This is a genomic window from Mesorhizobium sp. M0496 (assembly GCF_040321205.1).
Taxonomy (GTDB): domain Bacteria; phylum Pseudomonadota; class Alphaproteobacteria; order Rhizobiales; family Rhizobiaceae; genus Mesorhizobium.
This window is the reverse complement of sequence record NZ_JAMYRC010000080.1, coordinates 1-11658: the sequence shown is the minus strand read 5'-3', so window position 1 is coordinate 11658 and position 11658 is coordinate 1. Positions and strand designations below refer to the sequence as shown.

The following is an 11658-nucleotide window of genomic DNA, read 5'->3' as shown; positions in this document are numbered from 1 at the left end:
AGCACGCGATGCGCGCAACGAGTTCGCAATTGCAACTTGACACCCCAGATAGTCGCTCTCCCCCGATCGACGGGGTAGAGGAAGGGTGCGAGCCTATTGCAGCCAACGCTCTTCAACCAGACTCCGGCTCCCTTCCTCTCCCTCCGGAGGGGGGAGAGGTGGCTCGGCGAAGCCGAGACGGAGTGGGGGAAGCCGGTCCTCAAATGCGCCGACGCTGACAGGTGAGCGCGACCGAACTGGCCTGATATCAGCGCGAGTCAGAAGTCACGGTCTCGTATGAGGCTGCCACTCCCTACAGCGCCGACAGCTTCAGCTCCACCCGTTCTGCCGGAAACCTGGACTCGGAAACCTGGATCGGCTGGCCGTCCGGCGTGACGTTGACAGCGACTGTAACCAGCACGATGGCGCCCGGTTGCAGGTCGAGGTCTGCAAGGTCCGCCGCATCGGCGTGGCGCGCCGATAGCACGGTCGATTGCCTGAGATAGTCGTCGATGCCGAACCGGGCGAGCGATGCGGTGATCGAGCCGGTCTCCGCCATTGCAGCATCGATACCGGCAAAGCGCCGGGCATCGAACCAGCCGGCAGCACGTGACACCGGCCGGCCGTCGGCTTCGCCGCGCGTTTCCAGGCGGATCACATCGGCCCCTTTGGCAAGCCCCAGCCCCTCGGCGACACGCCGGCTGGCCGGCTCGACCGAGGATGCGAGCAGGACGATATGCCGTTCCGATGTCTGCCCTTGCAGGCCTGTTGAAAAGCGTGTGCGCGCACCGATGGGATAGGACAGCCGCTTGCGCGACAGCACGAAGGTGCCGCGCCCCTGCTCGGCCCGCAGCACCCCTTCCTGCACAAGGGCTGATATGGCGCTGCGCACGGTATGGCGGTTGACGCCATAGCGGTCAGCCAGTGCCATCTCCGGCGGCAGCGCGGCGCTTTCTGCGAAATCGCCGACGGCGATCGCCTGCAGGATCTTCTCGGCGATCTGCCGCCACAGCGAGACGCCGCTGCGCCGCTCGATGCTGTCCGCTGCCAGCCGCCCGACCATTGATTGCCCCCAATCTTCAAGTGCTTGTCATCCACCCGTCATGGACTCGCGCTAGATAATAGGTATAATTTGTATAGTTGTCTATATCAATAGACAAATTTGCCGAAGAGGAATGTTGCTGATGCGAGGACAGGAAGCCCGCGACCAGGCCGAACGCAAGGCCGTCATGGCAACCCTGGCGCAATCCAGCGGCGACGACATCGTTCGGCTCTGGAACGAGGCCGGACTGCCTTCGGACGCGGAACTGCTGCGCGGCCCCGAAACCGGCCTGGTCACCGTGCGCGGCCGCATCGGCGGTGGCGGCGCGCCCTTCAATGTCGGCGAGGCGACCGTCACCCGCGCCACCGTCCGGCTGCCGTCCGGACAGGTCGGCCATTGCTATGCGCTTGGCCGCGACAAGCAGAAGGCGAGGCTGGCGGCCATCGCCGACGCACTGTGGCAGGACCCTGCCCGCCGCGCCGAGGTGGAGACCGGGCTGATAGTGCCTCTGCGGTCGGCCCTGACCACGGCGCATGAACGCCGCCGCGCCGAGACGGCGGCCACGAAGGTGGATTTCTTCACTATGGTTCGCGGAGAAGACTGATGGACATCGCAGCGCAATCGATCGAAGGCGGTTTCGCCGATCCGGTCTTCAATGCCCAGACTGTGTTCCGCGCGGTCATGGACGCAATGGCGCGGCCGGGCAGCTTGCAGCCGCTGCCGGCCTTCGCCCGCCCGCCGGCGCCGCTCTCGGCAAGCGCCGGCGCCATAGCCCTGGCGCTGTGCGACAACGACACGCCGCTGTGGCTGGACCCGGCTCTGCAAGCTTCCACCGCCATCAAATCCTGGCTTGGTTTCCACACCGGCGCGCCGATGGCCAACACGCCGGCCGATGCGCATTTTGCGTTGATCGCCACGCCGGCCGAGATGATGGCGCTCGACGGTTTTTCGCAAGGCACGCAGGACTACCCTGACCGTTCGACCACGCTGATCCTGAATGTCAGCGATCTCGTCTCCGGCACGCCTCTGTTGCTCGAAGGTCCCGGCATCGAAACCAGCGCCACGATTGCACCGGCGCAGATGCCGCGTCATTTCGTCGAGCAGTGGAAGCAGAATATCAAGCGCTTCCCGCGCGGCGTCGACATCATCCTCGCCACCGCTGATGGCATAGCCTGCCTGCCGCGCACGACGCGCATCAAGACGATGGAGGCGTAAGATGTATGTCGCTGTAAAAGGTGGCGAAGCAGCAATCGCCAACGCCCACAGCCTGCTTGCCGACCGCCGGCGCGGCGACCGTTCGGTGCCGGCGCTTCGCCTCGACCAGATCGTCGAGCAGCTGGCGCTCGGCGTCGACCGGGTGATGAGTGAAGGCTCGCTCTACGACCGGGAATTGGCGGCACTCGCCATCGTCCAGGCGCGCGGCGACATGATCGAGGCAATCTTCCTGGTACGCGCCTATCGCACCACGCTGCCGCGCTTCGGCTACACCAAGCCCATCGACACCGCCGCCATGCTGGTCGAGCGGCGCGTGTCGGCGACTTACAAGGACCTGCCCGGCGGCCAGTTGCTTGGGCCTACTTTCGATTACACCCACCGGCTGCTCGATCCCGAGCTTGCCGCCGGCGCCGACGTCGCCGAGCCGCTGCAGCGCGAGACCGAAGCGCAAGCCATGCCGCGCGTCTCGGCGATCCTCGCCCGCGAAGGCCTGATCGAACCGGACGGCGACATGCCGCAGGACCATGTCCCCGGCGACATCACCCGCGAGCCGCTGGAGTTCCCGATGGCGCGCGACATCCGCCTGCAGGCGCTGTCGCGCGGCGATGAAGGATTCCTGCTGGCGCTCGGCTATTCCACGCAGCGCGGCTATGCCCGCAACCATCCCTTTGTCGGCGAGATCCGCATCGGCGAGGTCGAGCTGGAACTCGATGTGCCCGAACTGCCTTTTGCTGTCCCGCTCGGCACGGTGCGCATCACCGAATGCCAGATGGTCAACCAGTTCAAAGGGTCGGCGAAGGCGCCGCCGCAATTCACCCGCGGCTACGGCCTGGTCTTCGGCCAGAGCGAGCGCAAGGCGATGGCGATGGCGCTCTGCGACCGCGCTCTTCGCGCCAGCGAGTTGGGCGAGGATGTCGTCGCCGCCGCCCAGGATGAGGAGTTCGTCATCTCGCATTCCGACAACGTCCAGGCGACCGGCTTCGTCGAACATCTGAAGCTACCGCACTATGTCGACTTCCAGGCCGAACTCGACCTCGTGCGCCGCATGCGCGCCGAATATGACGCCCGCGAAAACCCCGCCAAGGCCGAAGAGAAGCGGGAGGCCGCGGAATGATCGAAGGCCTCTCCCACATGACCTTTATCGTCCGCGATCTCGATCGGATGACCGAGATCCTCGAGGGCATACTCGACGCCCGAGAGGTCTATGCCAGCGGCGCAGAACAGTTCTCGCTGTCGCGCGAAAAGTTCTTCCTGATCGGCGACATCTGGGTCGCCATCATGGAGGGCGAGCCCTTGCCGGAACGCAGCTACAGCCACATCGCCTTCAAGATCGATGACGCCGATTTCGACCGCTACGCCGAGCGCGTCGCCAAGCTCGGGCTGGACATGCGGCCGCCGCGCCCACGCGTCGAGGGTGAAGGCCGCTCGATCTATTTCTACGACGACGACAACCACATGTTCGAACTGCACACCGGCACGCTCAATGAGCGGCTGGCGCGCTACGCCAAGGGACTGAAAGTCGCGCCATGACGGACATCGCCACCTACAACTTCGCCTATCTCGACGAACAGACCAAGCGGATGATCCGCCGCGCGATCCTCAAGGGCATCGCCATCCCCGGCTATCAGGTGCCGTTCGCCTCGCGCGAAATGCCGATGCCCTATGGCTGGGGCACCGGCGGCGTGCAGGTCACCGCTTCGATCATCGGTCCCGACGATGTGCTGAAAGTGATCGACCAGGGCGCCGACGACACCACCAATGCCGTCTCGATCCGCGCCTTCTTCAAGAAGGTCGCCAATGTCGCGGTGACCACCGACACAGCCAGCGCCACCATCATCCAGACCCGCCACCGCATCCCCGAGCATCCGCTGACGGCGGGCCAGGTACTGGTCTATCAGGTGCCTATCCCTGAGCCGCTGCGCTTCCTTGAACCGCGAGAGACCGAAACGCGCAAGATGCATGCGCTGGAGGAATACGGCCTCATGCATGTCAAGCTCTACGAGGACATCGCCAAGCACGGTCGCATCGCCACCACCTATGCCTATCCGGTCAAGGTCGAGGGCCGCTATGTGATGGACCCGTCGCCGACGCCTAAGTTCGACAATCCCAAGATGCACCGCTCGCCGGCCTTGCAGCTGTTCGGCGCCGGCCGCGAAAAGCGCATCTATGCGGTGCCGCCCTTCACCGAAGTGGTCAGCCTCGACTTCGAGGATCATCCGTTCGAGGTGCAGACCTTCGACCAGCCCTGCGCGCTGTGCGCGGCCGAGAATGTCTATCTCGACGAGGTCATCCTCGACGACCATGGCGGCCACATGTTCGTCTGCTCCGACACCGACCACTGCGAGAAGCGGCGCAACGCCCCTACCTCCCCCTTGTGGGGAGGTCGCGCCGAAGGCGCGGGTGGGGGGCTTGACCAATCCACGCTCCACTCAACCCCCACCCCGGCGCTGCGCGCCGACCCTCCCCACAAGGGGGAGGGTAAGGAGAAGCAATGACCGACGAACCGCTGCTGCGCGTCTCGGCGCTGTCCAAATTCTACGGCTCGCGCGTCGGCTGCGACAACGTCTCCTTCGACCTGTGGCCGGGCGAAGTCCTGGCTGTCGTCGGCGAGTCCGGCTCCGGCAAGACGACGCTGCTCAACTGCCTGTCGACGCGGCTGATGCCCTCCTCCGGCACCGCCAGCTACCGCATGCGCGATGGCCAGTTCCGCGAGCTCTACCGCATGAGCGAGGCCGAGCGCCGTTTCCTGATGCGCACCGACTGGGGTTTCGTCCATCAGAACCCCGCCGACGGCCTGCGCATGACGGTGTCGGCCGGCGCCAATGTCGGCGAACGGCTGATGGCTGTCGGCGATCGCCATTACGGCAGGATCCGCGCCACCGCCGTCGACTGGCTGTCGCGCGTCGAGATCGATGAGGACCGCATCGACGACGAGCCGCGCGCCTTCTCCGGCGGCATGCGCCAGCGCCTGCAGATCGCCCGCAATCTCGTCACCGGCCCACGGCTGGTATTCATGGACGAGCCGACCGGCGGCCTCGATGTCTCGGTTCAGGCACGCCTGCTCGACCTGCTGCGCGGTCTGGTCACCGATCTTGGTCTCGCGGCCATCGTCGTCACCCACGACCTCGCGGTGGCACGGCTGTTGTCGCAGCGCATGATGGTGATGAAGGACGGCCGCGTCGTCGAAAGCGGTCTCACCGACCGCGTGCTCGACGACCCGCGCGCGCCCTACACCCAGTTGCTCGTTTCCTCGATTCTACAGGTTTGATGATGGCGCTTGTACACCCCCCTCTGGCCTGCCGGCCATCTCCCCCTCAAGGGGGGAGATTGGCAGCTTTACTATCTCGCCCATTCTGCAACGCAGGAGATTGGCGAAACCGAAGGCAACAGCCAATCTCCCCCCTTGAGGGGGAGATGCCTGGCAAGGCAGAGGGGGGTGCTGGCCCGCAAGCGAACGATGATCGGAGCACCTTCTGATGGCCACCCCTCTTGTTGTCTCGGACGTCGCCAAGAGCTTCACCATGCATCTGCGCGACGGCATTAAACTGCCTGTCGTCGCCGGAGTCTCGTTCTCGATCAGGGCCGGCGAATGCACCGTGCTTGGCGGCCCGTCCGGTGCCGGCAAGAGCTCGATCCTGAAGATGCTCTACGGCAACTATGCCGTCGACGAAGGCCAGATCATCGTCACGCACGATGACGGGCTGATCGATCTCGCCACTGCCAGCCCGCGCACCGTGCTTGCCGTGCGCCGGCAAACGATCGGCTATGTCAGCCAGTTCCTGCGCACCGTGCCGCGCGTCTCGGCGCTCGATGTCGTCGCCGAACCGCTGGTCGAGCGCGGCGAGGACCGCGAGGTTGCTCGCGGCAAGGCACGTGCTCTGCTGGCGCAGCTCAACCTCCCGGAGAAACTTTGGGCATTGCCGCCGGCGACCTTCTCCGGCGGCGAGCAGCAGCGCGTCAACATCGCGCGCGGCTTCATCACCGAGCACCCGATCCTGCTGCTCGACGAGCCGACCGCTTCGCTCGATGCCAGGAACCGCGACGTCGTGATCGAACTCATCGCCGCCAAGAAAGCGGCTGATGTCGCCCTGCTTGGCATCTTCCACGACCACGACGTGCGCGAGGCGGTTGCCGACCGCATCATCGACGTCACCGCTTTCGCTCCCGGAAAAATTGCCGCATGACCAGGAAATTATCGGAGACACCGCTGGTCCACCCGACGGCGGAGGTGCAGAACTCGACGCTCGGCCGCTGGACCGAGATCGCCGGTTTCGGAAAGCGAACTCGGCGACTATTCCTACATGATGCAGGATTGCGCCGTCTGGTGCGCCACGATCGGCAAGTTTTCCAACATCGCGGCAAGCGTGCGCATCAACGCCACCAACCACCCGACCTGGCGGCCGACGCTGCACCATTTCACCTGCCGCGCTTCGGACTATTGGGACGATGCCGAGCATGAGAGCGAGTTTTTCGCCCAGCGCCGCGCCAGGCGCGTCACCGTCGGCCACGACACCTGGCTCGGCCATGGCTCGACCATCCTGCCCGGCGTCACCGTCGGCGATGGTGCCGCGGTCGGCGCCGGCGCTGTCGTCTCGAAGGATGTCACCCCCTACACCATCGTCGCCGGCGTGCCGGCAAATCCGATCCGCGAGCGCTTCGACCGCCGTACGGCCGAACGTTATCAGGCGCTTGCCTGGTGGGACTGGGACCATGCCAGGCTGCGCGCTTCGCTCGACGATTTCCGGGAACTGTCGGCCGAGGCCTTCCTGGAAAAATACGAAGGATAGTTCTTCACCTCATCGTCATGGGCAGCCGCATGGCAGGACCTGTTCGATGACTCTCTCAAGCTTTTCGAGCAGCAGGTTCCCGTGATCGAAATCAAAGCTCCGGCCTTCTGCAGCTTCCGGGACATGGAGCACTTCGAGGAACTGCTGGTCCTGGGCCGGCCGTAACTCCACGCCTGTGGAGCGTAACAAAACTGACATCATCGCGACACGGCAGGTTCATGTGGCTGCGTTAGGCGAGTGCCTGACGATCAATATGGTCCGGACTGGAACCTGCCCCATGTCAGCAACCTCTGCCACGCTCGAAATCCGCGGTGTCACCCGACGATTTGGCAAGAACACTGCCGTCAACGACATCAACATCGCGATCCCGCAGGGTCAGATGGTTGGCATTATCGGCCGTTCGGGCGCCGGCAAATCAACCCTTCTTCGCATGATCAACCGCCTCATCGATCCCAGCCAGGGGTCGATTTTTTTTGACGGCGCCGAGGTCTCCCAGTTGAGCGGCTCGCCGCTGCGGCGCTGGCAGCGCGACTGCGCCATGATCTTCCAGCAGTTCAACCTGGTGCCGCGCCTCGACGTGCTGACCAATGTGCTGCTCGGCAAGCTGAACCACCGTTCGACCATGTCAAACCTGTTCGGCATGTTCTCCCGCGCCGAATGCGCCGAGGCGGTCGCCGCCTTGGAGCGGCTCGACATCGCCCGCACAGCACTTCAGCCCGCCGGCACCTTGTCGGGTGGACAACAGCAGCGTGTCGCCATTGCCCGTGCCATGATGCAGCAGCCCAGGGTGATCCTCGCCGACGAGCCGATCGCTTCGCTTGACCCGCTCAACGCCAAGGTGGTGATGGATTCGCTGCAGGACATCAATTTGCGCGAAGGCATCACAGTCGTCACCAATCTGCACACGCTGGATACCGCCCGCACCTATTGCAACCGCATTATCGGCATGGCCGCCGGCAAGGTCGTCTTCGATGGTCCGCCGGAAGAGCTCAACCGCGAGGCCGTGCGCCTCGTCTATGGCGCCGACAGCAATGGCCAGGAAATCTCAGAGGCCATCACCTCGACCAGCGTTGCCTTCAGCCGAAAGATCGCCGCATCCGCCGGACCGCTCGAACCCGCTTTCCCGGGTTATTGAGAACGGTTGGGATCGCCAGCCCGCGTCAAGGGCGCCAGTCAAACTCAAGAACGCTGCCGGCGCGGGGCCGGAACCTACAGGAGAGATATCCAATGTTCAGAAAGATGGTTTTCTGCGCCGTTTCGGTGCTCGCCATGGCGACCAGCATGGCCCACGCCGCCGATATGAAGGAATTTCGCGTCGGCATCCTCGGCGGTGAAAACGAAACCGACCGGCTGCGCAACTACCAGTGCCTCGCCGACCATTTGAAGGCCGAATTCGGCTTCGAAAAGGTCTCGCTGTTCCCCGCCGCCGACTATGACGGCGTCATCCAGGGCCTGCTCGGCGGCACGCTCGACTTCGCCGAACTCGGCGCTTCCGGTTATGCCAGCGTCGCTCTCAAGGACCCGAAGGCAGTCACCCCGATCCTCACCACCCAGCAGACCGACGGCGCAACCGGCTATTATTCGATCGGCCTGGCGCTGAAATCCTCCGGCATCACCGACATCAAGTCGGCCAAGGGCAAGAAGCTCGGCTACGCCGATCCGGACTCGACCTCCGGCTATCTGATCCCGCTGACCCAGATCCCGAAGGACACCGGCGCTTCGAACGAAACCTTCTTCGCTTCGACCCAGTTCAACGGCGGCCACGAAAACAACGTCCTGGCCGTGCGTGACGGCAAGGTCGACGTGGCGGTGGACGATTCCTCCGGCATTGGCGACTTCAAGGACGGCTACACCTCCGGCACCTTCCACAAGGAAGTCGCCAAGGGCGCCGTCGATCCCAACGACTTCGTCGAAGTCTGGCGCTCGGGCCTGATCCCGAACGGCCCGCTGGTCGTGCGCACCGCGCTCGGCGACGACATGACCGCCAAGCTCGCCGACTTCTTCACGCAGCTGCCCAAGAAGGACAAGGCTTGCTTCGAAGGCGTCGAAGGTGGCGACTTTACCGGCTACGTTCCAGTGAAGGCAGACTTCTACAACGTCATCGTCGAAGCCCGTAAGGCAGCCATCGGCGGCTAATGGCGAAATCAGGAAGGGCGGTGTTCAAAACACCGCCCTTTTTGCATCTCCGATCATGACCCATTCCGTGACAGTCCCTTCCGGCGCCACTCACCAGATGGCCGACGCCTGGCGTCGCCAGACATCGTTGCGCCGGCTCTACACCGCCATCGGCATCGGCCTGCTCGCTGCCGCGCTCGGCGGTACCATGTGGTTCGCCGACGAGGCCAATGCCGGGCATTTCTTCGACCGGCTGCCACATTTGCTGGATTTCCTGAGCTGGCTCGTCCCCAAGGACTGGAACGATGTCTGGCGAGCGATGTTCGACATCGCTTCCCCACACGACACCGGTACCCAGGAATTCAACTTTCCGCTTGGCCGCGCCTATGTCTGGGGCAGCTTCTACATCCCTGAATATTTCGAGCTGATGCTGACCACGCTCAATGTGGCGCTGGTCTCGACCTTCATCGGCTTCGTTTTTGCCGTGCCGTTTTCCTTCATCGCGGCGCGCAACCTGACGCCGCATCCGGTGCTGCGGCTGATCGTCAAGCGCTTCATGGAATTGCTGCGTGCCTTTCCCGAAATCGTCATCGCCGGCCTCTTCGCGGCCATCGTCTCGATCGGACCGATCGCCGCCATCGTCGCCATCGGCCTGCATTCGATCGGTGCCCTGGGCAAGCTTTTCTACGAGATCAACGAAAATATCGACATGCGGGCCGAAGAAGGCCTGAGGGCGGTCGGCGCCAACTGGTTCGAGCGGGTACGCTTTGCCGGTCTGCCGCAAGTGCTGCCCAACTTCATGTCCTACACGCTGCTGCGTGTTGAGATAAACGTCCGCATTTCCACCATCATGGGCGCGGTAGGCGGCGGCGGCATCGGCGAGGAACTGAAGCTGTCGATATCGCGCGGCTTCGGCGCCAAGACGATAGCCCTGGTGCTGCTCCTGTTCACGACGATCTTCATCGTCGACCAGTTCTCCGCCTGGCTGCGCCGCAAACTGGTCGGCGAGCAGGCTTTTGCGATGAGCCCGTGAATGACGACGATGACCGCCGATGAAATCCAGTCGATCGAGGAGCACTTCCCGCAGGTGTTCAAGCGGCCGTTCCAAAAACGCTTCGGGCCGCTGCTGTTGCTTGGCGGCACACTTGTCTACCTCCTTTACGCGCTGTGGTTCTTCAATCTGCCGCAGGTCATGCGGGAATCGCACTGGGAGCGCCTGCCGCTGTTTCTGACCCAGTGGATCAGCTACGACGTGCAGCCGATCTTCCGCCTCGATGAACCGCAGATCACCGCCAAATATCCACGCTTCTCGGTGCTCGGTCCGAACCCAAATCCGGACTGGGTCAAGACCAATGCCGATGGTTCGGTGACGATCCTGATCGATGGCACCGCCAAGTCGATCACCTTCAACAAGACGCAAGCCACGATAATTGCCAATGGTGAAACCGTTGCGGTTGGGCTAGGCACCGGCAAACCGCTGATCTCCGGACCGGTTCCTGGCTGGATCACCGCGCATGAAGATGAGGTCGTCGCCGACATGGGCTTTGCCGGCGAGGCCCGCGTCGCCGTTGACCGCGTCAGGATACGCAAGCGTTTTCTCGGCTGGGCAAACTTCGTCTTCGACACGCGCTCGCCGTTCTTCGGCAAGTCGGCAGGCGAAGTCGCCTCCCTGATCGTCTCCGGACCAGAACTGAAACCGGGCACGTCCAACCTGGCGCTGGCCGGCGACAACATCTGGAACAACGCCCAGTGGCAGCATGGCGATGTCTGGACGAAACTCTTGCAGACCATCGTCATGGCCTTTCTCGGCACCATGCTGGGCGGCATCGTCGCCTTCCCGCTCGCCTTCTTCGCCGCCCGCAACATCACGCCCAGCCGGCTGGTCAACCAGGTGCTCAAGCGCTTCTTCGACTTCATGCGTTCCATCGACATGCTGATCTGGGCGCTGTTCTTCACCCGCGCCTTCGGGCCGGGACCACTGGCGGGCAGTGCGGCCATCTTCTTCACCGAGATCGGCACGCTCGGCAAAACCTATTCCGAGGCGTTGGAGAACATCGACGACAAGCCGCGCGAGGGTATCACCTCGACCGGAGCCAACGGCCTCCTCGTGCAACGCTACGGCGTGCTGCCGGAAGTGGTGCCGGTATTCATCAGCCAGACACTCTACCAGTGGGAATCCAACACGCGTGGCGCGACCATCATCGGCGCGGTCGGCGCCGGTGGCATCGGCCTGAAACTGTGGGAAGCGATGCGCACCAACTCCAACTGGGCCAATGTCTTCTACATGGTGCTGCTGATCCTGTTCGTCGTCTTCATCTTCGACAACATCTCCAACTTCCTGCGCCGCCGGCTGAGCCAGACCATCCACGACTACAACAGGCTTCAGGCCGAGCAGGGTTAGTTCAACAACTGCCGTATGGCATCTCACGAGAAGTCGGCAGGACAGAGGGGGGTGTGAAGGAACGCGGCGGCAGCTGTTGGACGGCTTTGCTCCGTCCCACCATGACGAAGGAGCCTAAA

11 protein-coding genes and 2 pseudogenes are annotated in these 11658 nt (G+C 63.8%); 12 read left to right on the top strand and 1 reads right to left on the bottom strand.

What is annotated here, in order from left to right; translation table 11 throughout:
• Positions 1-292: 292 nt before the first annotated feature.
• Entirely contained in the window at positions 293-1042 is a 750-nt protein-coding gene (phnF, locus tag NKI73_RS32825; RefSeq protein ID WP_352636117.1) for a phosphonate metabolism transcriptional regulator PhnF, read from the bottom strand.
• Positions 1043-1163: 121 nt separating this feature from the next.
• Here phnF and phnG point away from each other — a divergent pair, with 121 nt between their 5' ends.
• The 12 genes and pseudogenes from phnG to phnE (NKI73_RS32765) all read left to right on the top strand — a co-directional run bounded on the left by phnG (position 1164) and on the right by phnE (NKI73_RS32765) (position 11539).
• Positions 1164-1625, top strand: a complete 462-nt coding sequence (gene phnG, locus NKI73_RS32820; RefSeq protein WP_352636115.1) for a phosphonate C-P lyase system protein PhnG — start codon at positions 1164-1166, stop codon at positions 1623-1625.
• Positions 1625-2236, top strand: coding sequence for a phosphonate C-P lyase system protein PhnH (gene phnH / locus NKI73_RS32815; protein ID WP_352636113.1), 612 nt, complete (start codon positions 1625-1627; stop codon positions 2234-2236). The genes phnG and phnH overlap by 1 nt, the downstream gene beginning before the upstream one ends.
• 1 nt (position 2237) lies before the next feature.
• On the top strand, positions 2238-3350 hold the full coding sequence (locus NKI73_RS32810) for a carbon-phosphorus lyase complex subunit (protein WP_023760808.1): 1113 nt from the start codon (positions 2238-2240) through the stop codon (positions 3348-3350).
• Complete coding sequence (gene fosX, locus NKI73_RS32805; RefSeq protein WP_352636111.1) at positions 3347-3766, top strand: FosX/FosE/FosI family fosfomycin resistance hydrolase; 420 nt, start codon at positions 3347-3349, stop codon at positions 3764-3766. Before NKI73_RS32810 ends, fosX begins: the two co-directional genes overlap by 4 nt.
• Positions 3763-4590: pseudogene (locus NKI73_RS32800) on the top strand (alpha-D-ribose 1-methylphosphonate 5-phosphate C-P-lyase PhnJ); the annotation flags it as partial. The gene fosX and the pseudogene NKI73_RS32800, both read left to right, overlap by 4 nt.
• A gap of 137 nt (positions 4591-4727) precedes the next feature.
• Positions 4728-5504 (top strand): phosphonate C-P lyase system protein PhnK, encoded by a 777-nt coding sequence (gene phnK, locus NKI73_RS32795; RefSeq protein WP_352636109.1) that lies wholly within the window; start codon positions 4728-4730, stop codon positions 5502-5504.
• Between the two features lie 208 nt (positions 5505-5712).
• Positions 5713-6420 carry a phosphonate C-P lyase system protein PhnL gene (gene phnL / locus NKI73_RS32790; protein ID WP_352636107.1) on the top strand — a complete coding sequence of 236 codons (708 nt, stop codon included), beginning with the start codon at positions 5713-5715 and terminating at the stop codon, positions 6418-6420.
• Positions 6417-7023 (top strand): annotated as a pseudogene (locus tag NKI73_RS32785) (DapH/DapD/GlmU-related protein). Before phnL ends, NKI73_RS32785 begins: the two are co-directional and overlap by 4 nt.
• A gap of 277 nt (positions 7024-7300) precedes the next feature.
• A complete protein-coding gene (gene phnC, locus NKI73_RS32780) occupies positions 7301-8158 on the top strand; it encodes a phosphonate ABC transporter ATP-binding protein (protein ID WP_352636105.1) in 858 nt (285 codons plus the stop codon).
• Positions 8159-8250: 92 nt separating this feature from the next.
• A complete protein-coding gene (gene phnD / locus NKI73_RS32775; RefSeq protein WP_352608759.1) occupies positions 8251-9159 on the top strand; it encodes a phosphonate ABC transporter substrate-binding protein in 909 nt (302 codons plus the stop codon).
• 55 nt (positions 9160-9214) lie between these two features.
• Entirely contained in the window at positions 9215-10171 is a 957-nt protein-coding gene (phnE, locus tag NKI73_RS32770; RefSeq protein ID WP_352636103.1) for a phosphonate ABC transporter, permease protein PhnE, read from the top strand.
• A complete protein-coding gene (gene phnE, locus NKI73_RS32765) occupies positions 10172-11539 on the top strand; it encodes a phosphonate ABC transporter, permease protein PhnE (protein ID WP_352636102.1) in 1368 nt (455 codons plus the stop codon).
• The last annotated feature ends 119 nt before the right edge of the window (positions 11540-11658 follow it).